The organism is Pseudomonas sp. RA_15y_Pfl2_54, assembly GCF_963971015.1.
In the GTDB taxonomy this organism is placed as follows: Bacteria; Pseudomonadota; Gammaproteobacteria; order Pseudomonadales; family Pseudomonadaceae; genus Aquipseudomonas; species Aquipseudomonas baetica_A.
Window position 1 is genome coordinate 55,873 of record NZ_CAXAPN010000032.1, and the last position, 25,348, is coordinate 81,220.

General features: G+C 61.1%; 24 protein-coding genes. 15 read left to right on the forward strand and 9 right to left on the reverse strand.

The window, feature by feature from the left end; translation table 11 throughout:
- Positions 1 to 22 precede the first annotated feature (22 nt).
- A complete protein-coding gene (locus AACY50_RS21785) occupies positions 23 to 640 on the reverse strand; it encodes a C40 family peptidase (RefSeq protein WP_339430347.1) in 618 nt (205 codons plus the stop codon).
- Between the two features lie 248 nt (positions 641 to 888).
- Here AACY50_RS21785 and AACY50_RS21790 point away from each other — a divergent pair, with 248 nt between their 5' ends.
- Positions 889 to 1,323, forward strand: coding sequence for a TM2 domain-containing protein (locus tag AACY50_RS21790; protein WP_339430346.1), 435 nt, complete (start codon positions 889 to 891; stop codon positions 1,321 to 1,323).
- A 73-nt stretch (positions 1,324 to 1,396) separates the two neighbouring features.
- On the opposite strand, the gene AACY50_RS21795 is transcribed toward AACY50_RS21790, so the two are convergent.
- From AACY50_RS21795 to gshB, 7 genes are all read right to left on the reverse strand, one after another.
- A complete protein-coding gene (locus AACY50_RS21795; RefSeq protein WP_339430345.1) occupies positions 1,397 to 2,668 on the reverse strand; it encodes a dihydroorotase in 1,272 nt (423 codons plus the stop codon).
- On the reverse strand, positions 2,665 to 3,669 hold the full coding sequence (locus AACY50_RS21800; protein ID WP_339430344.1) for an aspartate carbamoyltransferase catalytic subunit: 1,005 nt from the start codon (positions 3,667 to 3,669) through the stop codon (positions 2,665 to 2,667). The genes AACY50_RS21795 and AACY50_RS21800 overlap by 4 nt, the downstream gene beginning before the upstream one ends.
- Before the next feature lie 26 nt (positions 3,670 to 3,695).
- Positions 3,696 to 4,202, reverse strand: a complete 507-nt coding sequence (gene pyrR / locus AACY50_RS21805; RefSeq protein ID WP_339464693.1) for a bifunctional pyr operon transcriptional regulator/uracil phosphoribosyltransferase PyrR — start codon at positions 4,200 to 4,202, stop codon at positions 3,696 to 3,698.
- Positions 4,203 to 4,299: 97 nt separating this feature from the next.
- Positions 4,300 to 4,737: a Holliday junction resolvase RuvX gene (ruvX, locus tag AACY50_RS21810; RefSeq protein WP_008077844.1), complete on the reverse strand. Its 438-nt coding sequence runs from the start codon at positions 4,735 to 4,737 to the stop codon at positions 4,300 to 4,302.
- Positions 4,737 to 5,309, reverse strand: a complete 573-nt coding sequence (locus tag AACY50_RS21815) for a YqgE/AlgH family protein (protein ID WP_339430342.1) — start codon at positions 5,307 to 5,309, stop codon at positions 4,737 to 4,739. The genes ruvX and AACY50_RS21815 overlap by 1 nt, the downstream gene beginning before the upstream one ends.
- A gap of 86 nt (positions 5,310 to 5,395) precedes the next feature.
- A complete protein-coding gene (locus AACY50_RS21820; protein ID WP_339430341.1) occupies positions 5,396 to 6,295 on the reverse strand; it encodes an energy transducer TonB in 900 nt (299 codons plus the stop codon).
- Positions 6,296 to 6,372: 77 nt separating this feature from the next.
- Complete coding sequence (gshB, locus tag AACY50_RS21825; RefSeq protein ID WP_339430340.1) at positions 6,373 to 7,326, reverse strand: glutathione synthase; 954 nt, start codon at positions 7,324 to 7,326, stop codon at positions 6,373 to 6,375.
- Positions 7,327 to 7,551: 225 nt separating this feature from the next.
- Here gshB and pilG point away from each other — a divergent pair, with 225 nt between their 5' ends.
- The 7 genes from pilG to AACY50_RS21860 all read left to right on the forward strand — a co-directional run bounded on the left by pilG (position 7,552) and on the right by AACY50_RS21860 (position 18,411).
- On the forward strand, positions 7,552 to 7,956 hold the full coding sequence (gene pilG / locus AACY50_RS21830) for a twitching motility response regulator PilG (protein ID WP_007913673.1): 405 nt from the start codon (positions 7,552 to 7,554) through the stop codon (positions 7,954 to 7,956).
- A gap of 60 nt (positions 7,957 to 8,016) precedes the next feature.
- Positions 8,017 to 8,382 (forward strand): twitching motility response regulator PilH, encoded by a 366-nt coding sequence (gene pilH / locus AACY50_RS21835; RefSeq protein WP_221732374.1) that lies wholly within the window; start codon positions 8,017 to 8,019, stop codon positions 8,380 to 8,382.
- A gap of 10 nt (positions 8,383 to 8,392) precedes the next feature.
- A complete protein-coding gene (locus AACY50_RS21840; RefSeq protein WP_339430339.1) occupies positions 8,393 to 8,932 on the forward strand; it encodes a chemotaxis protein CheW in 540 nt (179 codons plus the stop codon).
- A gap of 141 nt (positions 8,933 to 9,073) precedes the next feature.
- Complete coding sequence (locus AACY50_RS21845) at positions 9,074 to 11,134, forward strand: methyl-accepting chemotaxis protein (RefSeq protein ID WP_339430338.1); 2,061 nt, start codon at positions 9,074 to 9,076, stop codon at positions 11,132 to 11,134.
- A gap of 11 nt (positions 11,135 to 11,145) precedes the next feature.
- Positions 11,146 to 17,055, forward strand: coding sequence for an Hpt domain-containing protein (locus AACY50_RS21850; protein WP_339539166.1), 5,910 nt, complete (start codon positions 11,146 to 11,148; stop codon positions 17,053 to 17,055).
- Positions 17,048 to 17,518 (forward strand): chemotaxis protein CheW, encoded by a 471-nt coding sequence (locus AACY50_RS21855; protein WP_339430336.1) that lies wholly within the window; start codon positions 17,048 to 17,050, stop codon positions 17,516 to 17,518. Before AACY50_RS21850 ends, AACY50_RS21855 begins: the two co-directional genes overlap by 8 nt.
- Positions 17,519 to 18,045: 527 nt before the next feature.
- A complete protein-coding gene (locus AACY50_RS21860) occupies positions 18,046 to 18,411 on the forward strand; it encodes a DUF6124 family protein (RefSeq protein WP_339464501.1) in 366 nt (121 codons plus the stop codon).
- Positions 18,412 to 18,575: 164 nt separating this feature from the next.
- On the opposite strand, the gene AACY50_RS21865 is transcribed toward AACY50_RS21860, so the two are convergent.
- Positions 18,576 to 18,917: a hypothetical protein gene (locus AACY50_RS21865; RefSeq protein ID WP_339430335.1), complete on the reverse strand. Its 342-nt coding sequence runs from the start codon at positions 18,915 to 18,917 to the stop codon at positions 18,576 to 18,578.
- A gap of 425 nt (positions 18,918 to 19,342) precedes the next feature.
- Between AACY50_RS21865 and mdcA the strand changes: the two genes are divergently transcribed.
- The 7 genes from mdcA to mdcH are packed head-to-tail and all read left to right on the forward strand — an operon-like array spanning position 19,343 to position 25,341.
- Entirely contained in the window at positions 19,343 to 21,013 is a 1,671-nt protein-coding gene (gene mdcA, locus AACY50_RS21870; protein ID WP_339464500.1) for a malonate decarboxylase subunit alpha, read from the forward strand.
- A complete protein-coding gene (locus AACY50_RS21875; RefSeq protein WP_339539167.1) occupies positions 21,013 to 21,885 on the forward strand; it encodes a triphosphoribosyl-dephospho-CoA synthase in 873 nt (290 codons plus the stop codon). Before mdcA ends, AACY50_RS21875 begins: the two co-directional genes overlap by 1 nt.
- Positions 21,885 to 22,184 (forward strand): malonate decarboxylase subunit delta, encoded by a 300-nt coding sequence (locus AACY50_RS21880; RefSeq protein ID WP_339539168.1) that lies wholly within the window; start codon positions 21,885 to 21,887, stop codon positions 22,182 to 22,184. The genes AACY50_RS21875 and AACY50_RS21880 overlap by 1 nt, the downstream gene beginning before the upstream one ends.
- Entirely contained in the window at positions 22,177 to 23,028 is an 852-nt protein-coding gene (locus AACY50_RS21885; protein ID WP_339464498.1) for a biotin-independent malonate decarboxylase subunit beta, read from the forward strand. The genes AACY50_RS21880 and AACY50_RS21885 overlap by 8 nt, the downstream gene beginning before the upstream one ends.
- Positions 23,025 to 23,810: a biotin-independent malonate decarboxylase subunit gamma gene (mdcE, locus tag AACY50_RS21890; RefSeq protein ID WP_339464496.1), complete on the forward strand. Its 786-nt coding sequence runs from the start codon at positions 23,025 to 23,027 to the stop codon at positions 23,808 to 23,810. Before AACY50_RS21885 ends, mdcE begins: the two co-directional genes overlap by 4 nt.
- Entirely contained in the window at positions 23,804 to 24,424 is a 621-nt protein-coding gene (locus AACY50_RS21895) for a malonate decarboxylase holo-ACP synthase (protein ID WP_339430330.1), read from the forward strand. The genes mdcE and AACY50_RS21895 overlap by 7 nt, the downstream gene beginning before the upstream one ends.
- Entirely contained in the window at positions 24,421 to 25,341 is a 921-nt protein-coding gene (gene mdcH / locus AACY50_RS21900) for a malonate decarboxylase subunit epsilon (RefSeq protein WP_339430329.1), read from the forward strand. The genes AACY50_RS21895 and mdcH overlap by 4 nt, the downstream gene beginning before the upstream one ends.
- The last annotated feature ends 7 nt before the right edge of the window (positions 25,342 to 25,348 follow it).

Genomic DNA, 25,348 nt, shown 5'->3' on the forward strand with positions numbered 1-25,348 from the left:
AACAGATTCTGGATCAGTCAGCTCAGCGCTGAACCACGCGCATCTGCTTCGACTCGTTGGGCAATACGCGTTTGGCCACGACGTAATGCTTCTGCCAGTACGGTTTGTTCAGTGTGTCGATGCTCACCGCTTTGCCACGACGTGGTGCGTGGATGAAGCGGTCGTTGCCCAGGTAGATTGCAACGTGATTGACCCGACGGCTCTTGATGTTGAAGAAGATCAGATCGCCCGGCTTCAGATCCTTGCGCTCGACTTTCACGCCGTGGCCGCTGGCCATGGCATTGGAGGTGCGTGGCAGGTCGAACGTAGCGTCGTTGAACGCGTATTTCACCAGGCCGCTGCAATCGAAGCCTTTACTGGGGCTGCTGCCGCCCCAACGGTAAGGCGTACCGAGGACGTTCACCGCACGGCTGAGGACGTTGCTGCTGGTTTTGTTCGCCATCTGCGGAAGCAGCTTGCTGTGGCCATTGCTGCTCAGGACGGTGTGTTTGACCTGTTTGCTTTTGCTCGATGGCGCAGAAGCATGGGATTTAGGGGTAAAGCCGTTAACGTTGGGAAGACGTTGCTCACGATTGGTGGCGTGGGCGGCCAGTGGCATTAATAGGCAAATAGTTAGCCATGTCTTGAAAAATGGTCGCATTAGGCGTGGCTCTTAGGTGATAGCGCGCAACTTTATAACAGCTTTTTTGTCCCTACCGAGGCCGTTGGTCGATTCAATCGGGAGGCAACGGAACCAAATAAGCTGCAAATTGACGCGATTGTCTGACAGAGGTCCAGTGTTATAAGGGTTTGACGGACGTCACCTTAACATTTGCCATACGTCGGCCACCTGTAAAAAAGTCACAAAGAATTCAAGAATATTTATCTATCGTGTGCAACGAGGTCTTCATGAACAGCTATCGGTTACCCCGTGTGAAGGAAAAAGACACCCACAGCAAAGTGATCGGCTACCTGCTGTGGATTTTCGGTTTTACCGGCGCTCACCGCTTTTATTACGGCAAACCGGTGACCGGGACGATCTGGTTTTTCACCTTCGGTTTGTTAGGGATCGGTTGGCTGATCGACGTGTTTCTGATCCCGGCGATGGACCGCGAAGCGGATCTGCGATTTGCCGCAGGGCCGATCGAATACAACGTGGCGTGGATTCTGCTGACGTTCCTTGGCGTGCTCGGTGTGCACCGGATGTACCAGGGCAAGTGGATCAGCGGCTTGCTGTACCTGCTGACCGGTGGGTTGTTCTTTGTGGGTGTGCTGTATGACTTCTGGACGCTCAATGATCAGGTGTCGCTGCGTAACGCCGAAAATCGCGGCGCCTTCCAGTAAGCCTTCGCGAGCAAGACCGCTCCCACACTGGATTTGTGATCGACACCAATCCAGTGTGGGAGCCAGCCCGGTATCAAGCCTGGTGGCTGATCCGTCCGTCCACCAAGGTATAGCGAACCACACCCGGCAAGCTGTGACCGAGGAACGGGCAGTTCTCGCCCTTCGACAGCCAGCCTTCGCCGGCCACGGTCGAGGCTTTCGGATCGAACAGCACGATATCCGCCGCACCGCCGACCGCCAGTTTGCCCGCTGGCAGGCGCAGCGCCTGCGCTGGGCCTGCGCTCAAGCGTGCCAGCAGGGTCGGTAGATCGAGCAAGCCATCCTCAACCAGCGTCATCGCCAGAGGCAGCAGCAATTCAACACTGCTGATGCCCGGCTCGGTCGCGCCGAACGGTGCCAGTTTGGCGTCACGCTCGTGGGGCTGGTGATGGCTGGAAATCGCCGACACCACACCCGACTTCACGGCTTCACGCAGGCCGTCGCGGTCGGCGCGGGTGCGCAGCGGCGGCTGGACGTGATAGAGGCTGCTGAAGTCGATCAGCGCTTCGTCGGTCAGAATCAACTGATACAACGCCACGTCTGCCGTCACTTTCAAACCACGGGCCTGCGCCTGAGCGATCAGCGCGACGCCGCGAGCGCTGGTCAACTGGCTGAAGTGCGCGCGCACCCCGGTTTGCTCGACCAGCAGCAGGTCCCGGGCCAAGGCCACGGTTTCAGCGGTTTCCGGAATGCCCGGCAGGCCAAGGAAGCTGGCGGTTGGGCCTTCGTGGGCCAGCCCCCCGTCGGCCAGATCGTGATCCTGCGAGTTGAAGATCACCGTCAGGTCGAAGGTGGCGGCGTACTCCAGCGCCCGGCACAGGGTACGGGTGTTGCGGAAACTCTCCAGACCATTGCCGAATGCGACGCAACCGGCGTCACGCAGGGCGATCAGTTCGGCCAGTTGTTCGCCGTCCAGGCCTTTGCTCAGCGCGCCAATCGGGAAGACCTTGGTGTTGCCGGCCTCGCGGGCGCGGTCGAGAATCAGCTCGGCCACGGCAGAGGTGTCGAGCACCGGTTTGGTTTTCGGCGGGCAGCACAGGCTGGTCACGCCACCGGCCGCCGCCGCGCGGGTTTCGCTGGCGATGCTGCCTTTGCGGCTGTAACCCGGCTCGCGCAGGGCGACGTTCAAGTCGACCAGGCCCGGAGCGGCCACAAGGCCTGTGGCGTCGATGGTTTCGACAGCGTTGAAACCGGCCGGCGCCGCGCCCAGGGCGACGATCTTGCAGGCTTGAACGTGAATATCGGTGATTTGATCCAGGCCACTGCTTGGATCGATGACGCGGGCGCCGAGAATGCTGAGCTTCACTGGGCGTTCTCCTGCTCGAATTGACGTTGCGCAGTCTGTCCGCTCATGGCCATCGACAGCACAGCCATACGCACCGCGATGCCGTAGGTCACCTGGTTGAGGATCACCGAGTGCGGGCCGTCGGCCACCGCCGACTCGATCTCCACCCCACGGTTGATCGGCCCCGGGTGCATGACGATGCAATCGGGTTTGGCCCCGGCCAGACGTGCAGTGGTCAGGCCGAACAGGCGATAGAACTCGCCTTCGCTCGGCAGCAGGCCGCCGGACATGCGTTCACGTTGCAGGCGCAGCATGATCACCACGTCAACGTCCTTAAGGCCTTCAGTCATGTCGGTGTACACCTTCACGCCGTACTGCTCGATGCCGATCGGCAGCAGGGTTTTGGGCGCGATCACGCGGATGTCCGGGCAGCCGAGGGTCTTGAGGGCGAGCATGTTCGAACGCGCCACCCGCGAGTGCAGGATGTCGCCGACGATGGCCACCGAGAGGTTTTCGAAGCCGCCCTTGTGCCGACGGATGGTGAGCATGTCGAGCATGCCTTGCGTCGGGTGCGCGTGACGGCCGTCGCCGCCGTTGATGATCGCCACTTGCGGGCAGACATGCTCGGCGATGAAGTGCGCGGCGCCGGAGTCGCCGTGGCGCACGACGAACATGTCGGCGGCCATGGCTTCGAGGTTGCGCAGGGTGTCGAGCAGGGTTTCACCTTTACTGGCCGACGACGTCGACACGTTCAGGGTGATCACGTCCGCTGACAGCCGCTGGGCTGCCATTTCGAAGGTGGTGCGGGTGCGGGTGGAGTTTTCGAAGAACACGTTGCACACGGTCTTGCCGCGCAGCAACGGAACTTTCTTCACTGCGCGGGCACCGACTTCAAGGAACGAGTCGGCGGTGTCGAGGATTTCCGTCAGCAACTCGCGGCGCAGGCCATCGAGTGAGAGGAAGTGGCGCAGCTGGCCCTGATCATTGAGCTGCAGCGGGCGCTTGGTATCTAGAGGCGTCATCGCGAGGGGACTCTCAATAGGGCGGATTAAGGATTCAGGTCTTGCAGTTCGAGCGTCAACGGCTCGGGGCCGGACAGCTTTACGCGCTCGTGGGCGGCCAGCGACAGCGTTGCGCCGACCACGTTCGGGCGGATCGGCAGCTCGCCAGCGTCCAGATCGAGCATGCACACCAGGGTCACGCTGGCCGGACGGCCATAGTCGAACAGTTCGTTCAGGGCGGCGCGGATGGTGCGTCCGCTCATCAGCACGTCGTCGATCAATACCAGATGCTGGCCTTCGATTTCGAAGGGCAGGGCGGACGGACGCACTTGCGGGTGCAGGCCGTTCTGGCTGAAGTCGTCGCGGTAGAAGGAGACATCCAGCGTGCCCAGTGGTGCGTCGCTGCCCAGTTCCTTGAGCAGAGCCTGCGCGACCCAGATGCCGCCGGTGCGGATGCCGATGTAACGCGGTTCGCTGATATCACGCTGTGCAAGGTGCGCCTTGAGGCGGGTCGCCATCTGACTGATCAGATCGGCGGGATTGGGCAGGCTCATGGTTGCTCCTTCTTCAGCCCGAGCCGTGTCCTACCGGACGTGGCTGGGCGTTTGGCCAAAAGAAAAGCGCCGTAGCGCTTTGCAGAATTAAATGCAGTCAGGATTCGAACAATGCAGTGTTTTCATCGAGCCAGCCTTGCAACAGCAGGGCGGCGGCGATGGCGTCCACCGGGTTGTCGCGGTAACTGCCCTTTTGTCCGCCACGTACCAGACGCTCGCCCTTGGCCTCGAACGTGGTCAGGCGTTCGTCGTGGGTATAGAAGGGCACATTGAAGCGGCCGTTGAGGCGGCGGGCGAATTTCTCGGCGCGCAGGCACATCTCGCTCGGCGTGCCGTCCATGTTCAGCGGCAAACCGACCACCACGGCGTCGGGTTTCCATTCCTTTATAAGGGCCTCGACCTGGTTCCAGTCGGGCACGCCGTTCTGCGCTTTCAAGGTGCAGAGTTCGCGGGCCTGGCCGGTGATCACCTGGCCGACGGCAACGCCGATCTGTTTGGTGCCGTAGTCAAAGCCGAGAATCAAGCGCAGGGCCATCAGGCGTGACCTGCCTGGCTGGTCAGCAGGTTGAGGTTGATCCCCAAGTGCCTGGCCGCCGCTTCAAGGCGTAATTCGCTGGTGGTGTTGAACAGGATGTCGGCATTGTACGGGCAGTTCAGCCAGGCGTTGTCGGCCATTTCGGCCTCCAGCTGCCCGGCTTCCCAACCGGCGTAGCCGAGGGCGATCAGGCTTTTCGCCGGGCCCACGCCGTCAGCAATGGCGAACAGCACGTCCTGCGAGGTGGACAGGGCCAGGTCGCCGTCGAGCTGGGCGGTGGCCTGGAACGTCTTGCCCGCCGGGTGCAGAACGAAACCACGATCGGTCTGCACCGGGCCGCCGATGAAGATCGGCACATGCTGGCAGAGGCCGGGCGGGTCGATTTCCGGGCGCAATTGCTCAAGGATGTCTGCCAGATTCAGCTCTTGCGGCCTGTTGACCACGATGCCCATGGCGCCATTGGCCGTGTGCTCGACGATGTAGGTCAAGGTGTGGGCAAAGTTCGGGTCGGCCATGTGCGGCATGGCGATCAGGAATTGGTGCTTGAGGTAGCTGGGGCTGACGTTTTTCATGTGCGCTAGTGTGGCGTTCAAGGGGCGAACTGACAAGCTGGGGATGCTGGCAGCAACACAGTTCCCACAGGGGATTTGCGGTGTGTTCAGTTGCTCGAGAGTTTGTCACCCCGGGCGAATTTCCAGGTGCGGATGATTTCCAGTCGGTCGATATCCGACAGATCGCCGGTAAACGGTGCAAACGGCGCCGCCAGCCGGACGATGCGCTGTGCCGCCTGATCCAGCAGCGGATGGCCGGACGATTCCAGCACCAGCACTTCATACAGCGAACCGTCGCGGTTGATCGAGACCAACAGGCGCAAATTACCGTAGATCTGTTTGCGCCGCGCTTCGTCGGGGTAATTGAGGTTGCCGATGCGCTCGACCTTCTTGCGCCAGTCGTCTTTGTACCAGGCGCCCTTGTCGCGCATGGTCGATGCGGCGCTCAAACGGTGGATGCGCGGGCGTTTGGCGTAGAGTTGTTGTTCCTTGGCCAGTTCCGCTTCGAGGCTGGCGATGTCGCTGGACAACTGGGAGCTGTCGAACTCCGGCGCGTCGACGGTCGGTTTGACTTTGGTTTTGGGTTCTTCTTTCTTGGTTGGCGCTTTTTTCGGCTTTGGCGCGACCGTGGTCACGGCAGCCTTCGGCGCGGCTTCCTGTACTTGCGGTTTGGCGGCCGGTGGCGGGGTGACTTTTTTGACCTGATTGTCCTGGAACGGCGCGACTTCGGTGGTCTTGGGGATCGCCTTCTTGTCGAGGGTGCCGCTGCCTTCCTGATGTTCCTGCGCCAGAAAGTCAGCTTTCTCGGGCTTCTTTTCGCTCTTGAAGGTGGCGAGGGTGATTTCCAGGGTTTTGCTGATCTGCTTGGGCTCGACCATCGTGAAGCCGACGCCAAGCAGCAGCGCCAAATGAATCAGCGCCGCGAGAAACAGGGTAAATCCGAGGCGATCGGCCGGGCGCACGCCGCGATGGGCGAGTTCAGTGGGCAGATCGGACGGGAGGGTCATGACAAGGAAACCAACATCGCGTTTTTCAGAGGCGGGGCATGATAACGCAATGTTGGTCGCATCTTGGTTGTTCTATCTCAACGAGCTTGAAGCTTCTGATCGATGGCATCCATCAACAGGCCACCAATGTCGGTGCCAAACGCGTTATCGATTTCACGGATGCAGGTCGGGCTGGTGACGTTGATCTCTGTCAGGTGCTCGCCGATCACGTCCAGGCCGACGAACAGCAGGCCTTTCTCGCGCAAGGTCGGGCCGACCTGAGCGGCGATCCAGCGATCCTTGTCGGTCAGCGGCCGCGCTTCACCACGGCCACCGGCCGCGAGGTTGCCACGGGTTTCGCCCTGCGCCGGAATCCGCGCCAGGCAGTAATCCACCGGCTCGCCGTCGATCATCAGAATGCGTTTGTCGCCGTCCTTGATGGCTGGCAGGTAAGCCTGACCCATGATCTGCTGGCCGCCGAGAGCGGTCAGGGTTTCCAGAATCACCGAGAGGTTCGGATCGCCCGCACGGTGGCGGAAGATCGAGGTGCCACCCATGCCGTCCAGCGGCTTGAGGATCACATCGCCGTGTTTGGCGGCGAATTCACGCAACACATCCGCGCGGCGGCTGACCACGGTCGGTGGCGTGCACTGCGGGAACAGCGTGGCGAACAGCTTTTCATTGCAGTCGCGCAGGCTCTGCGGCTTGTTCACCACCAGCACGCCCGCGGTTTCGGCTTGTTCGAGCAGATAAGTGGAGTAGACGAACTCCATGTCGAAGGGTGGATCCTTGCGCATCAGGATCACGTTCAGATCGCTCAGCAGGTTGTCCTGCTCGGCGTCCAGTTCGAACCATTTTTCCGGGTTGGCGAAGACTTTCAGTGGGCGCATCCGCGCCCGCGCCTGACCTTCGGCCTGATACAGGTCGCGCTGCTCCATATAGAACAGCTCCCAGCCACGCTTCTGCGCGGCCAGCAGCATGGCCAGCGAGCTATCCTTTTTATAGGAGATGCTGGCGATAGGGTCCATGACAATCCCGACGCGAACGCTCATTGGGTTTTCCTCGAAAATTGGCTACCGGATCGGTATTGAAAAAGTGCCGCCAGAGTGGCTCCGAGCGGGTTTTCGGTCAAGGAAAAACCCGTCGATAGATTGCATCTGGAGACTGTGCTAAAAAGGCTGCCATGCCGTGCTGGCCCTTGAACATCAAGGGTTTCCGGCCATCAGTCATCACAAAACGGACAATTTGATTCGCAAAGGCGACGGTAGAGCCCCCTTATGGAACAGCAGTCCAGCGCCTTGAAGGTCATGGTGATCGACGACTCCAAAACGATTCGTCGCACCGCCGAAACATTGTTGAAAAATGTCGGCTGCGAAGTGATCACGGCGATTGACGGTTTCGACGCGTTGGCGAAGATCGCCGACAACCATCCCGGAATCATTTTTGTCGACATCATGATGCCGCGTCTGGATGGTTATCAGACCTGCGCTTTAATCAAGAACAACAGCGCGTTCAAGGCAACGCCGGTGATCATGCTGTCGTCCAGGGACGGGTTGTTCGACAAGGCCAAGGGCCGGATTGTCGGCTCTGATCAATTTTTGACCAAGCCTTTCAGCAAGGAAGAACTGCTCAACGCGATTCAGGCCCATGTTCCGGGCTTCGCCGCTGTTTTGCCGCAGTAAGACACGCACAGTGACGCTCGGCCAGCGGGCCGGATGTCGACAAGAAAAATGGGGAAAACCATGGCACGTATCCTGATCGTCGATGATTCGCCGACTGAAATGTACAAACTGACCGGCATGCTGGAAAAGCACGGCCACGAAGTGCTGAAAGCCGAGAACGGCGCCGACGGTGTCGCGCTGGCCCGTCAGGAAAAACCTGACGCGGTACTGATGGACATCGTCATGCCCGGCCTCAATGGCTTTCAGGCGACCCGTCAGTTGACCAAGGACGCCGATACCAGCCACATCCCGGTGATCATCATCACCACCAAGGATCAGGAAACCGACAAGGTCTGGGGCACTCGTCAGGGCGCCAGGGACTACCTGACCAAACCGGTCGACGAAGAGACCCTGATCAAAACCCTGAACAACGTACTCAAAGGCTGATCGCGCAACCATGAGCGAATCGCTGACCGCGTTCGAACTGCTCTGGCAGATCGACCAGCGCTGCCGCTTGCTGGCGGCGGACCTGCCGTCGCAACCGGCGCGCCAGGATCGCTGGAGCGGCATCGGCTTTCGCCTCGGCGAGCACTGGTATGTGGCGCCGATGGGCGAAGTCAGCGAAGTGCTGCATGAACCGCGTTTCACTCAGTTGCCCGGGGTCAAACCGTGGGTCAAGGGAGTCGCTAACCTGCGTGGGCGGTTGCTGCCGATCATGGATCTGTGCGGTTTTTTCGGTCATGAACTGTCGCCACTGCGTAAACAGCGGCGGGTATTGGTGGTGGAGCATGGCGAGGTGTTTGCCGGGCTGATGGTCGATGAAGTCTTTGGCTTGCAGCACTTCGATCAGGACAGCTTCGAGCCCATTTCGATCAGTAAACGGCAGGGTTCCAAGGCCGAGTTCGTCAAAGGGTATTTCCGCCGTGAGCAGAACTGGCGGGTGTTCAGCCTGTTTGCGCTGGCACAATCCCCGGTGTTCATGAGCGTCGCAATTTAGTCGAAACACCACAAATCCCATGTGGGAGCGGGCTTGCTCGCAAATACGGTCTGACATTCAATTCGATGCTGGCTGACCCACCGCATTCGCGAGCAAGCCCGCTGCCACATTGAATGCGGCAGGTTTCATAGGCGAGGACCGATGACAAAAGCAAACACAGGCAAGTCGGCGGAAGGATCGCGCAGTCGCTCGCAGATCGTCGTGCTGTTCATCGCACTGATCGTGTTCATCATGCTGCTGTTCGCCAACTTCGCCTACCTCAACACCCAGGCGAACCACGACAAACAGTACATCGGCCACGCCGGGGAACTGCGCGTGCTCTCGCAACGCATCGCCAAGAACGCCACCGAAGCCGCTGCCGGCAAAGCGGCTGCGTTCAAGTTGCTCAGTGATGCGCGCAATGATTTCGCCCAGCGTTGGGGGTATCTGAAAAAGGGTGACCCGGCCACCGGCCTGCCAGCCGCGCCGTCTACCGTGCGCCCGGAAATGCGCGCCGTGCAACTGGACTGGGAGCGCCTGCTGAAAAACACCGACGCCATCCTCTCCAGCGAACAGACCGTACTGTCCCTGCATCAGGTCGCCGCGACCCTGGCCGAAACCGTGCCGCAGTTGCAGATCGAATACGAAAAAGTCGTCGAGATTCTCCTTCAGCGCGGCGCTCCGGCCGCCCAAGTGGCGATGGCTCAGCGCCAATCGCTGCTGGCCGAACGCATCCTCGGCGCGGTCAACACGGTGCTGGCCGGTGATGAAAACTCCCAACAAGCCGCCGACGCCTTTGGCCGCGACGCCACCCGTTTCGGCCAGGTACTCAACGGCATGCTTCAGGGCAACCCGACGCTGAAAATCAGCCAGGTCGAAGACCGCGACGCTCGTGCGCGCTTGAGTGATATTTCCGAGCTGTTCCAGTTCGTCTCCGGCTCCGTGGATGAAATCCTCGAAACCTCGCCGGAGCTGTTCAAGGTTCGCGAGTCGGCCAGCAACATCTTCAACCTGTCGCAAACCCTGCTCGACGAAGCTTCGCACCTGGCCAACGGTTTCGAAAACCTGGCGGGCGGGCGCAACACCGACACCATCGGTGGCTACGTGCTGGGCTTGCTGGCGCTGGCCTCGATCATCCTTATAGGCCTGGTGATGGTGCGGGAAACCAATCGCCAACTGCGCGAGACTGCCGAGAAAAACGAGCGCAACCAGAACGCGATCATGCGTCTGCTCGACGAAATCGAAGACCTCGCCGACGGCGACCTGACCGTGACCGCCTCGGTCACCGAAGACTTCACCGGGACCATCGCCGACTCGATCAACTATTCCGTCGACCAACTGCGCGATCTGGTCGCCACCATCAACCTCACCGCCGGCCAGGTCGCCGCTGCAGTGCAGGAAACCCAGGCCACCGCCATGCATTTGGCGCAGGCCTCCGAGCATCAGGCCCAGCAGATTTCCGAAGCCTCGAGCGCGATCAGCGACATGGCCGAGTCCATCGATCAGGTCTCGGCCAACGCCGCTGAATCCTCGGCGGTGGCCGAGCGCTCGGTAGAGATCGCCAACAAGGGCAACGAGGTGGTGCACAACACCATCCACGGCATGGACAACATTCGCGAGCAGATTCAAGACACCGCCAAACGCATCAAACGCTTGGGTGAGTCTTCCCAAGAAATCGGCGATATCGTCAGCCTGATCGACGACATTGCCGACCAGACCAACATTCTGGCCCTCAACGCCGCGATTCAGGCGTCGATGGCCGGTGATGCCGGACGCGGTTTTGCCGTGGTGGCCGACGAAGTGCAGCGGCTGGCCGAGCGCTCGTCCGCCGCCACCCGGCAAATCGAAACCCTGGTGCGGGCGATCCAGACGGACACCAACGAAGCGGTGATCTCGATGGAGCAGACCACCACCGAAGTGGTGCGCGGCGCACGGCTGGCGCAGGATGCCGGTGTGGCCCTGGAAGAAATCGAAGGCGTGTCCAAGACGCTCGCGGCGCTGATTCAGAGCATCTCCAATGCGGCGCAGCAGCAGACGTCGTCGGCTGGGCAGATCTCGCTGACGATGAACGTGATCCAGCAGATCACCTCGCAGACGTCGTCCGGTTCCACGGCCACCGCCGAGAGCATCGGCAACCTGGCAAAAATGGCCAGTCAGTTGCGCCGCTCGGTGTCCGGCTTCACCTTGCCGGCGGCCTCCGCGTCGGCGACGGATAAAGTGTGATTGGAGCTGCCATGGGTGATCGCCACGACTATGTGGCCCTCGAGTGGGTCAAAGGCGAAATTGCCGAAACGCTGAAACAGGCGCATCGGGCCATTGAAACCGTGCTCGATGATCCGCAGGCGACGCCTGGGCTGGACGAGTGCCTGGATTACATCCATCAGGTCCACGGCAGCCTGCAAATGGTCGAGTTCTATGGCGCGGCACTGCTGGCCGAAGAAATGGAGCAACTGGTCGAAGCCCTGCAACACGAGCGCGTCAGTCATCGCGACGAAGCCCTGCACCTGTTGCTGCAAGCCCTTGGGCAATTGCCGATCTACCTTGATCGCGTGCAGAACGCTCGGCGCGATCTGCCGTTGGTGGTGCTGCCGCTGCTCAACGATTTGCGCAGCGCCCGGGGCGAGAGCCTGCTCTCGGAAACCAGCCTGTTCAGCCCACAACTGCCCGAACTGCCGCCCCTGAACGCACAAGCGCTGGCATTGCTGGCGCCGGCAGAACTGCCAAACATGCTGCGCAAATGGCGCCAGATGCTGCAAATGGCCTTGGTCGGTTTGCTGCGCGAGCAGGACGATCAGACGCACCTCGATTATCTGGCGAAGGTCTTCACCCGCCTCGAAGCCTTGAGCGGCGATGCACCGTTGAGCCCCTTGTGGCAGGTGGCATCAGCCTTGGTCGAAGGCATGCGCCAAGGCGAGATCGCCAACAGCCCGGCGCTGCGCAGCCTGCTCAAGGACGCTGACAAGGAACTCAAACGTCTGCTCGAACAGGGCATGGCCGGCCTCAACCAACCGCCACCGCCGGAGCTGCTCAAAAGCCTGTTGTTCTATATTGCCAAAGCCGAACATCCCACCGGGCAGATGCTGACCATGAAAGATCACTACTCCCTGGACGACGCGTTGCCCGACAGCGCGATGGTCGACGAAGAGCGCACGCGCCTGGCCGGCCCCGACCGCGACGCGATGCGCTCGGTGCTGGCGGCGTTGTGTGAAGAGCTGGTGCGGGTCAAGGAGCGCCTGGACCTGTTCGTGCGCAGCGACCGTCAGCACACCTCGGACCTGGAAGCCCTGCTGGCACCACTGCGGCAGATCGCCGACACCCTCGCGGTGCTCGGTTTCGGCCAGCCGCGCAAAGTCATCATCGATCAACTGGCGGTGGTGCTCAGCCTCGCTCAAGGCCAGCGCGAGCCGAACGACGCCATCCTGATGGACGTCGCCGGGGCGCTGCTGTATGTCGAAGCCACGCTGGCCGGCATGGTTGGCACGGTCGAGCCGCAAAGCCCGGAAGATTCGCGCCTGCCGACCACCGACCTGACGCAGATCCACCAGATCGTGATCAAGGAAGCGCGCATCTGCCTGCAACAGGCCAAGGACATGATCGTCGACTACATCGACGCCGACTGGGATCGCCAGCATCTGCTGCCGCTGCCGGCGCTGCTGACCCAGGTGCGCGGTGCGCTGGCGGTGATTGCGCTCGGTCGCGCGGCCAAACTGGTCGAGGCCTGCAATGGTTTCATCCGCGAACACCTGCTACTTGATTCGCACGAACCAGGCTGGCAGCAACTGGACAACCTCGCCGACGTCATCACCAGTCTTGAGTATTACCTTGAGCGTTTGAGCGATGACCCACTGGCGCCGAGCGAGCAACTGCTGGACGTCGCGCAAAAGTCCCTCGCCAGCCTCGGTTTCTTTCCCGACGAGCAGCCCGACGAACAGCATGTGCCGGTGCTCGAGGATGTGCTCAGCCCCAGCGAAGCGCTGGTGATGCAAGACATGCAGGCGCTCGACGACCCGCACATCGTCCAGTCGCTGGCGGATGTGCTGGCCAGCCCGGTGTCGGCGGTCAACCCGCCGGCACTGATCACCCCCGGCAGCCTGATGCCGCCGCCGGCGGATGAAGAACCGGTCGACGATGAACTGCGCGAAGTGTTCCTCGAAGAGACCGACGAAGTCCTTGAAGTCCTCCACGAGTACTTACCGCGCTGGACGGCCCATCCGCAGGATCGCGCCGCGCTGAGCGAACTGCGCCGTGCCTTCCATACCCTCAAGGGCAGCGGGCGGATGGTGCGTGCGTTGATCCTTGGGGAACTGGCGTGGGCGGTGGAAAACCTGCTCAATCGCGTGCTGGAACAAAGCGTCGAACCCGGTTCGGTGGTGCAGCAACTGCTGGGCGACACCGTGCTATTGCTGCCGGAACTGATCAGCGAGTTCGCCACCCACCGTCAACGCCAGCGCAGCGATGTCGATCAACTCGCCGCCCGCGCCCACGCCCTGGCCAAGGGGGACGAACCGCTGGCCGCCGAAGACACCGATGACGTCGCGGCACTCGACCCCTTGTTGCTGGAGATCTTTCGCAACGAGGCCGAAAACCATCTCGTCAGCCTCAATCGTTTCCTCGATCAAGCCGCCGAACACGTGCCGCTGCAAGCCAGCGACGAGTTGCAACGTGCGTTGCACACCCTCAAGGGCAGTGCATCGATGGCCGGGGTCTCGCCGATTGCCGAACTGGCCGCCCCGCTCGATAAACTCGCTCGCGAATTCAAGGCCCATCAACTGGCGCTGGACCTTGATGAGGTGGAATTGCTGCTTGAAGCCGAAGGTCTGTTTCGGGTCGGCCTGCGTCAGCTCAAGCACGATCCGCTGGCACCGATTGTCGGTGCTCAGTCGCTGATCAAACGCACGGAAACACTGCTCGCCGAACGTCTGGAATCGATCCTCAATGCGCTGAACACCGGCCTGCGCGTCAAGCGCGACCCGCAACTGATCAACAATTTCCTCGCCCAGGGCATGGACATCCTGCTCGACGCCGAAAGCCTCTTGCAGCGCTGGCAGCAGCACCCCGGCGAACGTCAGGAACTCAGCGCGTTGCTGGACGAACTGACCACCCTCGGCGAAGGTGCGCACCTGGCGGATCTGCTGCCGGTCGACGTCTTGTGCGAAGCCTTGCTCGACCTTTATGGGGCCGTCGAAGAAAGCAGCCTGGCGGTCAGCGACAGGTTTTTTCAGGAAGCGCAGAACGCCCACGAAGCGCTGATCAACATGCTCGACGAACTGGCCGCCGGTCAGGAAGTCACGCCGCAGCCTGAGCGGATTCGTGCCTTGCATGACCTGCTCGATGAGAGTCTCGACCCGTCCTCCATGGGCTTGATCCGCAGCGATGGCAGCCGCAGCCTGAGCATCCGCGAGCTGGGTGCGGCGACGGCCGAACTGTCACAAACCGCTGCGTCTGCTGCGCCGGCTGACGAGATTGTCGAGATCTTCCTCGAAGAGGCGGTGGACATTCTCGACAGTTCCGGCCAGGCCTTGCAGCGCTGGTTGAAAGACCCTGACAACACCGCGCCGCTGTCGTCCCTGCAACGCGATCTGCACACCCTCAAGGGCGGTGCGCGGATGGCTGAGGTCGAGGCCATCGGCGATCTGGCTCAGGAACTGGAAAGCCTTTATGAAGGGCTGCTCGATCGGCGCTACAGCCATAACCAAGCCTTGGAGCGCTTGCTGCACAAGAGCCATGACCGGTTGGCTCAGTTGCTTGATCAGTTGCAAAACCATCAGCCGCTGACCCCGGCTCAGGATCTGATTGAAACCATTCGAAAGCTGCGCCAGGGGCAGACGCTGGGCGAAACACAGCCGCCGACGGTGGATCCCGACAGCGCCGGGCACGATCCGGAACTGCTGGAAATCTTCCTCGAAGAAGGTTTCGACATCATCGAAAACTCCGGCGCTGCGCTGCTGCGCTGGCAAGCCGAGCCGGGCAATCGCCAGGAAGTCGAAACCCTGCTGCGCGATCTGCACACCCTCAAGGGCGGCGCGCGGATGGTCGAGATCGGTCCCATCGGCGACCTCGCTCATGAGCTGGAATACCTTTACGAAAGCGTCTCGGCGGCCACGCTGCAAACCTCGGGCGAGCTGTTCGCCCTGGTGCAGCGCGGCCATGACCGACTGGCGCAAATGCTCGATGCCGTGCGCGCCGGGCAACCGTGCCCGCCGGCGGATCGGTTGATCAATGCGATCCAGAATTTCAGTCACCCGGCGAGCCTCGACACGCCGCCGCTGTTGCCTGTGCCGGTAAAAACCGAAACCACGGCGACCGCCCCGGACGCCGGTGCGGACATGGTCAAGGTCTCCGCCGAACTGCTCGACGATCTGGTCAACCTGGCCGGGGAAACCTCGATTTTCCGGGGCCGCATCGAACAGCAAGTCAACGACGCGCAAGTGGCGCTCAACGAGATGGAAACCACCATCGAGCGCATGCGCGATCAATTACGCCGCCTCGACACCGAAACCCAGGGACGTATCCTCAGCCGTCAGCAAGTGGACGCCGAACGCCTCGGTTACGAAGAATTCGATCCGCTGGAAATGGACCGTCACTCGCAGTTGCAGCAACTGTCGCGGGCCCTGTTCGAATCCGCCTCCGACCTGCTCGATCTCAAGGAAACGCTGGATCGACGCAATCAGGACGCCGAAAACCTGCTGCAGCAGCAAGGGCGGATCAACACCGAATTGCAGGAAGGCCTGATGCGCACGCGCATGGTACCGTTCGAACGGATGTTGCCGCGCCTCAAACGCATCGTCCGCCAGGTCGCCGAAGAGCTGAACAAAGATGTCGCGTTCGTCGTTGGCAATGCCGAAGGCGAGATGGATCGCAACGTGCTTGAGCGCATGGCCGCACCGCTGGAACACATGCTGCGCAACGCCGTTGACCACGGGCTGGAAACCGCCGAAGTACGGTTGGCAGCGGGCAAACCTGCGCAAGGACAGATCCGCCTCGACCTGTCCCGCGAGGGCGGCGACATCATTTTCGACATCCGCGACGACGGCGCCGGGGTGCCGCTGGACGCTGTGCGCCGCAAAGCGATCAAGCGCGGCATGCTCGCCGCGCAGGCCGAGATCAGCGACCGCGACGTGCTGCAATTCATCCTCCAGCCGGGGTTTTCCACCGCCGAAAAAATCACCCAGATTTCCGGGCGCGGTGTCGGCATGGATGTGGTTCACGAAGAGGTCCGGCAACTGGGCGGCAGCATGAGCATCGATTCGGTACCGGGGCAGGGCGTGCATTTTCGCATTCGCCTGCCGTTCACCGTGTCGGTCAATCGTGCGCTGATGGTGCAGTGCTTTGAAGACCAGTACGCGATACCGCTGAACACCATTGAAGGCATTGTTCGGGTATTGCCCAATGATCTGGAGGGGCATTTTCGCCAGGATCCGCCGAGCTACCAATACGCCGGGCAACGCTATGAGTTGTGTTATTTGGGCGAGCTGCTGAAAACCGCGCCGCGCCCCAAACTGATTGGCCAGAGCCTGCCGTTGCCGGTGCTGCTGGTGCAGTGCAACGACCGTCACGTCGCCGTGCAGGTCGACGCCATGGCGGGCACCCGCGAGATTGTGGTCAAGAGTCTTGGCCCGCAGTTTGCGGCAGTGCAGGGCGTGTCTGGCGCAACCATTCTCGGTGATGGCCGGGTGGTGCTGATTCTTGATTTGCTGGCGCCGATCCGGGCGATGCAGGCGCGCGTTGCGCAGCATCCGACGCTGCCGGACATCGACAGCGAACCGCACAAGCCGCTGCTGGTGATGGTGGTCGACGACTCGGTCACCGTGCGCAAGGTCACCAGCCGTTTGCTCGAACGTCACGGCATGAACGTGCTGACGGCCAAGGACGGGGTCGATGCCATGTTGCTGCTGGAAGAACACATGCCCGACCTGATGCTGCTCGACATCGAAATGCCGCGCATGGACGGCTTCGAAGTCGCCACCCAAGTGCGCCACGACGAACGCCTGCAACACCTGCCGATCATCATGATTACCTCGCGCACCGGGCAGAAACACCGCGACCGCGCCATGGCCATCGGCGTCAATGACTACCTCGGCAAGCCGTATCAGGAGTCGGTGCTGCTCGAGAGCATTGCCCACTGGAGCAAGAAACATGCATGAGCGCCGGTACAATGCGCGTAACAGCCAACTCACCGGCCTGCTGCTGCCGCTGGCCGATCGCAACCTGATCCTGCCCAACGTCGCCGTGGCCGAGCTGATCGACTACCAGGCCAGCGCGTTCGATCTCGATACGCCACCGTGGTATCTGGGGCGAGTGAGCTGGCGTGAACGGCAGATCCCGCTGCTGAGTTTTGAATCGGCGTGCGGGCAGAAAATCGTCATCGGCGAACGGGCGCGGATCGTCATTCTCAATGCCCTCGGCGGGTTGCCGGAGCTGAAGTTCATTGCGCTTCTGGTGCAGGGGATACCGCGTTCGTACAAACTCGATAGCCAGTTGAGCTATGTCGATGTGCCGTTGTGTGAATTGGAGCAGGCGGCGGTGCAGGTCGGGGAGCAGGTGGCGAAGGTGCCGGATTTGTTGGGGTTGGAGAAGTTGTTGGTGGATGCGGGTCTCGTTGACTGATCCAAGATTTGCGGTGACCAGACTGGACTCTTCGCGAGCAAGCTCGCACAGTAGGTTTATGTCGTACACAAAATCTGCGTTCTCTGAAGATCTCCTGTGGGAGCGAGCTTGCTCGCGAAAGCGCCAGTCGCCACACCTCAATCCGACAGACAAATCCTCAATCTCTGTGCGCAATAAACGCCTTCCAGTCGCGTTGTTTAAAGACACTAGGTGTTACGGCTCCCTAGCCTACAAATCCTTGCGCCGCTGCCTACGCATGCACCAGAATCCGCCGGCTTGTGCGCCTTTGGCATGCTGCGTAACTTGATTCCGTCACTGATTTCCAGTGATCGGGTTTAGCAGCCCGTGGCTAATCTAAGGGTGCACATACATCATCGTCAGGCTCAGCGCCTGCATTCGATGGCGGCTGTGCGCAGGGCGCTTCGGCGCGCCGGCTTCCTTAGGTTCCCCGGTCTGCTAACCTGCGTTCAGCTGCCACCCCTTCTTTTAGCAGAGATGCGGTTCCAGCTTTATTTCGGAACCTGAAGATGATTAAACCTACGCCTAACCCCCCGCTCACAGACCCGGCATCCCCCTACGAATCCCCCGATTCAAAGAAATTCCACGAAGCCGCCGAACGCGCCCTCGACCATTACCTCGGCCCGACCAACGCCGACCTGATGGCCACGCCTTACACCCCCAACACGCTGTACATGGCCAACCCCAATGCCGACACCGAATCCCTGCTGGCCGACGCCAGCGAAACCCTCGGCTCGGCTACGGTCATGCTCAACAACCATGCGGCAATGGTGGAAGGTACGCACCGCAAGACTGTGCAAGGTATTGCGCAGGTGGTGATGGTGGCGGAGATGGCTGTGAATCGTATTTTGGACAAGTTAGTGCCAACAGATTGATCCAGTTTTTTTCAATGATGTTGACTCGTCTTAATGATCGTTCCCATACATAGCATGAGGACGATCATCGGCGGACTGATCCAGCCTTCTTGTGATTTTTGTGCCTTAACTTAACGTGTGCAGCAGGCTAAGTCGGGTTTTAGTTGAGCTGCATGTTTGTGGCATTAGCAAGGGTTATACGTAAGTTTGCCATTGCAATTATTTAGCCCGGTTTCAAGAATCGTATATACCGAAACGCTTTCCTTGTTATATACCGTGTCATTGATTTCTCTCGAGTTGATACGATTCTCAATCTCGCGATGTGTGCTCGAGGCCAGGCAAGTAGCTTCTATCGTACAAATAGCAGCACCTCCAGCCTCATATTTTGTAAGGTTTGATAGTTTGCATGTCTGGGCAGCGCTTGTGGCATCCCATAGTTGCTTACATCCTGCATCGATTTCTGCAAATGCAACATGACTAACAAATGCCGATATTGTCGCCACAATTAAAACCTCAATTTTTTTCATTTCAAACGCTCCATTTTAGAGTTGCGTATGTTCCGATGCTGTAAAACCTTTTGCACGGACATCATTTCACATTTAAAACTTGCGTCCACCTGTCATGTATGACAGGTGTTAATAATGTTAAGAAATAAAAAAGCTGTAGCGCTATAAGAATTTGATCGTCTTGTTCTTGGGATGGTCTGAGGTAATCATTTTTTTGGGACTTTATTTAAAAGGCGTGAATCGCGTCTCAGACATGATTGTTTTAAAATTGAGCTCAATCTCCATAAGGCCGGACACTCAATATTGAATTTCTTGTCCTGTTTAATGCAACGTTGGGTCCAACCAGACCGTTACTTTGAGCGTAATGATTCATCGCCCAGCTTGATTGATGCCCACACTCCACACACCTACCTTAGCTCCACGACAGCGAACCCCGTGGAGTGAGCATGACAACAACAATTTCCCCCGACTCGCGCTGGACGCGGCGGCGCGATGAGAAGCAGCGCCGCCTCGACAAGGTGCGCGGGATGGCCGATGGTGCGGTGTTGCCCACCGACAAAATCGTCGCCGCGCTCGAAGCGTTGATTCATCCCGGCGACCGCGTGGTGCTGGAGGGCAATAACCAGAAGCAGGCGGATTTCCTCTCCCGTTCGCTGGCCAAAGCCGACCCGGAAAAGCTCCACGACCTGCACATGATCATGCCCAGCGTCGGCCGCTCCGAGCACCTCGACCTGTTCGAACGCGGCATCGCCCGTAAGCTCGATTTCTCCTTCGCCGGCACGCAGAGTCTGCGCATCAGCCAGTTGCTCGAAGACGGCTTACTGGAAATCGGCGCCATTCACACCTACATCGAACTCTATGCACGGCTGGTGGTGGACCTGATCCCCAATGTCGTGCTCTCGGCCGGGTTCATGGCCGACCGCGCCGGCAACATCTACACCGGCCCCAGCACCGAAGACACTCCAGCGTTGATCGAACCCGCCGCGTTCAGCGACGGCATCGTCATCGTCCAGGTCAACCAATTGGTCGACGACGTCAGCGAACTCCCGCGTGTGGACATCCCCGCCTCATGGGTCGACTTCGTCGTAGTGGCCGACAAGCCGTTCTACATCGAACCGCTATTCACCCGCGACCCACGCCATATCAAGCCTGTGCATGTGTTGATGGCGATGATGGCGATCCGTGGCATCTACGAAAAACACAACGTGCAGTCGCTCAATCACGGCATCGGTTTCAACACCGCCGCCATCGAGTTGATCCTGCCGACCTACGGCGAATCCCTCGGCCTCAAAGGCAAGATCTGCCGCAACTGGACGCTCAACCCGCACCCGACGCTGATCCCGGCGATCGAGAGCGGCTGGGTCGAAAGCGTGCATTGCTTCGGCACCGAACTGGGCATGGAAAATTACATCGCCGCGCGACCAGATGTGTTTTTCACCGGCCGCGACGGCTCGCTGCGTTCCAACCGGATGTTCTGCCAACTGGCCGGGCAGTACGCGGTGGATCTGTTTATCGGCGCGACGTTGCAGGTCGATGGCGATGGTCATTCTTCGACAGTGACCCGTGGTCGCCTCGCCGGTTTCGGCGGTGCGCCGAACATGGGCCACGACCCGCGTGGTCGCCGTCACGGCACCCCGGCGTGGCTGGACATGCGCCACGACGATTCGCAGCAGCCGATGCTCGAACGCGGCAAGAAACTCGTGGTGCAAATGGTCGAGACCTTCCAGGAGGGCGGCAAACCGACCTTCGTCGAAACCCTCGACGCGGTGGAGGTGGCGAAAAAAAGCGGCATGCCACTGGCGCCAATCATGATCTACGGCGACGACGTCACCCACTTGCTGACCGAGGAAGGCATCGCCTACCTGTACAAGGCGCGTTCGCTGGAAGAGCGCCAAGCGATGATCGCTGCGGTCGCAGGCGTCACCGCCATCGGCCTGCGCCACAACCCCAAAGACACCGAACGCATGCGCCGCGAAGGCCTGATCGCCTTGCCCGAAGACCTCGGCATCCGCCGCACTGACGCCACCCGCGAATTGCTCGCGGCGAAAAGCGTCGCCGATCTGGTCGAGTGGTCCGGCGGCCTCTACAACCCGCCCGCCAAGTTCAGGAGCTGGTAATGCACGCACTCAACCTGCAAGCGAAACCGCTTTCTCTGGCCGAGCACCTGGCTGATCTGGCGGTGGATGCGCTGATCGACGAAGCCGATCTGTCGCCGAAACCGGCGCTGGTCGACCGTCGTGGCAATGGCGCGCACACCGATCTGCACCTGGGCCTGATGCACGCGTCGGCGCTGTCGTTGTGGCCGGCGTTCAAGGAGATGGCTGAGGCCGCCATTGAGATTGGCGAGATCAATCCGACGTTGCGTGAAAGCATTGGCCGCATCGGCCGTGAAGGCGAGCAAGCCATGCTCGCCACCACCCACGGCGTGAACACCCATCGCGGCGCGATCTGGGCCTTGGGCCTGATCGTCACGGCGGCTGCACTGGAAACGAGATCCAGCAGCGCCAGTGCTATCTCTGTGCGCGCCGCACGTCTGGCGTTGCTCGACGACCGCTACGCACCGCGCCCGCTCAGCCACGGCGCGCAAGTCGCGTTGCGCTACGGCGCCCGCGGTGCCCGCGAAGAAGCGCAACTCGGCTTCCCGGCCGTGCTGCAACGTGGCCTGCCGCAACTGAAAAAAAGCCGCGCCCATGGCCACGGCGAACAGAACGCCCGACTCGACGCCTTGCTCGCGATCATGACCGACCTGGCCGACACCTGCGTGCTCTATCGCGCCGGCGAACAAGGCCTGCAAACCATGCAACAGGGTGCGCAAGCGGTGCTCGACGCCGGAGGCAGCGCCAGCCTCAACGGTCGCCGTTGCCTGCACGAACTGGATCAACAACTCATCGCATTGAATGCCTCGCCCGGTGGCGCCGCCGACTTGCTCGCCGCCACGCTGTTGCTCGACCGTATCGAGCACGACGGCATCTTTCAGGGAGCGTTTTGATGGAAACCCTATCGTTTGAATTCCCCGCCGGGCAGCCGCCACGCGGGCGTGCTCTGGTCGGTTGTGTCGGCTCGGGTGATCTGGAAGTGCTGATCGAACCGGGGTTGGCCGGCAAGCTGACGATCAATGTGCAGACCTCGGTCAACGGCGCGCAGCAGCGCTGGCAGCATTTGTTTGCGCGGATGTTCGACGGCACCACGCCACCGGCGATGGCCATCGATATCCACGATTTCGGCGCGACGCCGGCGGTGGTGCGTTTGCGGCTGGAACAAGGTTTCGAGGAGATCGGCCATGACTGACAGCGCAGCGCTTTTGAACAAACACAGCTTCGTCGAACTCGGTGCGCGGCAACGGGCGAAAGCCTTGCTCGACGCCGGCACCTTTCGCGAATTGCTCGACCCGTTTCAACGCGTCATGTCGCCGTGGCTCGAACGCCAAGGCGTGGTGCCGCAGGCCGACGACGGCGTGGTGATCGCCAAGGGCAACCTCGACGGTTTGCCGGTGGTGATTGCCGCCATCGAAGGCGCTTTCCAGGGCGGCAGCCTTGGCGAAGTCGGCGGGGCAAAGATCGCTGGCGCGCTGGAACTGGCCGCCGAAGACAACCGCAAAGGCCTCCCGACCCGCGCCATCCTGCTGCTGGAAACCGGCGGCGTACGCTTGCAGGAAGCCAATCTCGGCTTGGCGGCGATTGCCGACATTCACGCGGCGATTGTCGATTTGCAGCAGTACCAACCGGTGGTGGGCGTGGTGGCGGGCAGCGTCGGCTGCTTCGGCGGCATGTCGATTGCGGCTGCGCTGTGCAGCTATTTGCTGGTGACTCAGGAAGCGCGCCTTGGTTTGAACGGCCCGCAAGTGATCGAACAGGAAGCCGGGATCGAAGAATACGATTCCCGCGACCGGCCGTTTATCTGGAGCCTGGCCGGGGGCGAGCAACGCTTTGCCAGTGGTCTGGTGGATCGCTATGTCGGCGATGATGTGGCGCAGATTCGTCAGCAGGTCGGCGAGTTGTTGCAGCAAGGCTTGCCGGCGCAACCGCGCAGTCAAAGGGCCGAGTGGTTCCTGCAACGTCTGGCTAGCCTGGACACTGACACGCAAATCGAGCCTTCGGTGGTTCGCGATCTGTATCAAGGAGAGCGCTCATGAGTGGTTATTCATTGCGCGGTTTGAACTGGTTCAACGCCTTGTGCGCCGGAGCGAAAACCGTCGAAGGTTTGCCGGCGTCACTGCGGGTGGCGGACACGGCGCTCGGTCGCTTGCTGGCCGTGGTCGCTGACCCGGACAACCGTTTCCCTCGCGCTCGCGATGGCGAAGTCGGCTTGCTGGAAGGCTGGGGTCTGGCCAAGGCTGTCGATGACGCGATCAGCGCCGACCGTGAGCAAACGCACAAGCGTGCGTTGATCGCCATCGTCGATGTGCCGAGCCAGGCTTACGGTCGTCGCGAGGAAGCCCTCGGCATTCATCAAGCGTTGGCCGGTGCGGCAGACAGCTATGCCCGCGCACGTTTGGCCGGGCACCCGGTGATTGCATTGCTGGTGGGCAAAGCCATGTCCGGTGCGTTTCTGGCCCATGGTTATCAGGCCAACCGTTTGATCGCCCTGCGTGATCCCGGGGTGATGGTGCATGCGATGGGCAAAGCCTCGGCGGCGCGGGTGACCTTGCGCAGCGTCGAAGAACTCGAAGCATTGGCCGCCAGTGTGCCGCCGATGGCCTATGACATCGACAGCTACGCCAGCCTCGGATTGCTCTGGGAAACCCTGTCGGTGCAACAGATCGAACAGCCGACAGCGCAGGATCTGGCGCGGGTCACTGAGTGCCTGACCCACGCCATCAGCGATATCTCCAACACGGGGCTGAGCAATCGTCTGGGCGCGAAGAATCGTGCCGCGTCCAGCCGCGTGCGGGAACTGTTGAGGGCGCAGTGGTGAACACACCTCTGGCCCACGATCTGCTCTGGGGCATGACCCCGGCGCAATTGCCCGCGGATGCGCCGGGTTGGGCTATCGAGTCGCTCAGCGCCGGGCAACCGGTGGTGGTGCGCCGGGCCTTGAGCGCTGAGGGTTTTGTCGCGGTGGGTGTGCGCGGTGTCTCGCGTGAGCAGCGCTTGGCGGCGTTCATGGCGGTCGATTCGATGGTCTGTCGGGTCAGCCCCGAGGCGCTGAGTCATGTCGACAGTGAGCGTGATCTGCCCGTCATGCGCGCCCTCAAGCAGTTGCGCCCGATGCTCGATGACTGCGGTTGGGTCTGGGGTGTCAGCGGCAGTGCCGGGTTTGAACTGGCCAGCGGCTTTGCCGCGATGCACGAGGGCAGCGATCTCGATTTGATCCTGCGCACACCGCACCTGATTACCCGTAATCAGGCACGCAAACTGGTGGCGCTTTTCGATCAATCCTCATGCCGGGTCGATATGCAATTGCAGACGCCGTTCGGCGCGGTGGCGCTGCGTGAGTGGGCGGGCGCTTCGGCTCATGTGCTGCTGAAAAACGCGCATCAGGCCTGCCTGGTTTCTGATCCATGGAATCCGCAGGAGCAGGCGGCGTGAGCAGTTTGCTGGTGTTTCCCGGCCAGGGCGCGCAACAACCGGGCATGCTCCAGCGTTTGCCTGGGGAGACGCTGACCGAGGCCAGCGACGTGCTCGGCGAGGATGTGTTGTTGCTCGATTCTGCCGACGCGTTGCGCCGCACAAGGGCGGTTCAACTGTGCCTGCTGATCGCCGGGGTCGCGGCGTCGCGGCAGTTGCTGCGTGAAGGCCTCACGGCCGATTACGTCGCCGGTCTGTCCATCGGTGCTTACCCGGCAGCCGTGGTGGCGGGGGCTTTGCGCTTCAGCGATGCGTTGCATCTGGTCAGCCTGCGCGGTGAGTTGATGCAGCAGGCTTATCCACAGGGCTTTGGCATGACCGCGATCATCGGTCTGCAATTATCCACAGTCGAAACGTTGCTGGCGCAGGTTCACGGCGAGGAGTCGCCGGTTTATCTGGCCAACATCAATGCCGATAACCAGGTGGTCATTGCCGGCAGTGATGAGGCGATGCACGCGGTCGCTGAATTGGCGCGCAGCCGTGGCGCAGGACTGGCGAAACGGTTGGCGGTGAGCGTGCCGTCGCATTGTCCGTTGCTGGATGAGCCCGCGCAGAGACTGGCAGAGGCCTTCGCCAGCGTTGAGCTGAAAAACCCGAAAATCGCCTACCTGAGCGGCAGTCGCGCTCGACCGGTGGTCAAGGTCCAAGCCTTGCGTGACGACCTCGCGTTCAACATGTGCCGCGTGGTGGATTGGCGCGGCACCGTACAAAGCGCTTACGAACGCGGCGTGCGGCTACAGATCGAACTGCCGCCCGGTGCGGTGCTGACCGGGCTGGCGCGCCGGGTGTTTGAGCAGGGCACGGTCACTGCGTTTGACAGTGCTCGCCTGGACACCTTGCAGGCGCTGTTGCGTGAGGAGGGAAGCCGCCAACTCTAAGACCGCC

What these genes read in the sequence shown, in the direction of transcription:
- AACY50_RS21785 (WP_339430347.1), bottom strand. Translation starts at nt 640, where the DNA reads ATGCGACCATTTTTCAAGACATGGCTAACTATTTGCCTATTAATGCCA.
- AACY50_RS21790 (WP_339430346.1), top strand. Translation starts at nt 889, where the DNA reads ATGAACAGCTATCGGTTACCCCGTGTGAAGGAAAAAGACACCCACAGC.
- AACY50_RS21800 (WP_339430344.1), bottom strand. Translation starts at nt 3,669, where the DNA reads ATGACGCCTCTAGATACCAAGCGCCCGCTGCAGCTCAATGATCAGGGC.
- pyrR (WP_339464693.1), bottom strand. Translation starts at nt 4,202, where the DNA reads ATGAGCCTGCCCAATCCCGCCGATCTGATCAGTCAGATGGCGACCCGC.
- ruvX (WP_008077844.1), bottom strand. Translation starts at nt 4,737, where the DNA reads ATGGCCCTGCGCTTGATTCTCGGCTTTGACTACGGCACCAAACAGATC.
- AACY50_RS21815 (WP_339430342.1), bottom strand. Translation starts at nt 5,309, where the DNA reads ATGAAAAACGTCAGCCCCAGCTACCTCAAGCACCAATTCCTGATCGCC.
- AACY50_RS21820 (WP_339430341.1), bottom strand. Translation starts at nt 6,295, where the DNA reads ATGACCCTCCCGTCCGATCTGCCCACTGAACTCGCCCATCGCGGCGTG.
- gshB (WP_339430340.1), bottom strand. Translation starts at nt 7,326, where the DNA reads ATGAGCGTTCGCGTCGGGATTGTCATGGACCCTATCGCCAGCATCTCC.
- pilG (WP_007913673.1), top strand. Translation starts at nt 7,552, where the DNA reads ATGGAACAGCAGTCCAGCGCCTTGAAGGTCATGGTGATCGACGACTCC.
- pilH (WP_221732374.1), top strand. Translation starts at nt 8,017, where the DNA reads ATGGCACGTATCCTGATCGTCGATGATTCGCCGACTGAAATGTACAAA.
- AACY50_RS21840 (WP_339430339.1), top strand. Translation starts at nt 8,393, where the DNA reads ATGAGCGAATCGCTGACCGCGTTCGAACTGCTCTGGCAGATCGACCAG.
- AACY50_RS21845 (WP_339430338.1), top strand. Translation starts at nt 9,074, where the DNA reads ATGACAAAAGCAAACACAGGCAAGTCGGCGGAAGGATCGCGCAGTCGC.
- AACY50_RS21850 (WP_339539166.1), top strand. Translation starts at nt 11,146, where the DNA reads ATGGGTGATCGCCACGACTATGTGGCCCTCGAGTGGGTCAAAGGCGAA.
- AACY50_RS21855 (WP_339430336.1), top strand. Translation starts at nt 17,048, where the DNA reads ATGCATGAGCGCCGGTACAATGCGCGTAACAGCCAACTCACCGGCCTG.
- AACY50_RS21860 (WP_339464501.1), top strand. Translation starts at nt 18,046, where the DNA reads ATGATTAAACCTACGCCTAACCCCCCGCTCACAGACCCGGCATCCCCC.
- AACY50_RS21865 (WP_339430335.1), bottom strand. Translation starts at nt 18,917, where the DNA reads ATGAAAAAAATTGAGGTTTTAATTGTGGCGACAATATCGGCATTTGTT.
- mdcA (WP_339464500.1), top strand. Translation starts at nt 19,343, where the DNA reads ATGACAACAACAATTTCCCCCGACTCGCGCTGGACGCGGCGGCGCGAT.
- AACY50_RS21875 (WP_339539167.1), top strand. Translation starts at nt 21,013, where the DNA reads ATGCACGCACTCAACCTGCAAGCGAAACCGCTTTCTCTGGCCGAGCAC.
- AACY50_RS21880 (WP_339539168.1), top strand. Translation starts at nt 21,885, where the DNA reads ATGGAAACCCTATCGTTTGAATTCCCCGCCGGGCAGCCGCCACGCGGG.
- AACY50_RS21885 (WP_339464498.1), top strand. Translation starts at nt 22,177, where the DNA reads ATGACTGACAGCGCAGCGCTTTTGAACAAACACAGCTTCGTCGAACTC.
- mdcE (WP_339464496.1), top strand. Translation starts at nt 23,025, where the DNA reads ATGAGTGGTTATTCATTGCGCGGTTTGAACTGGTTCAACGCCTTGTGC.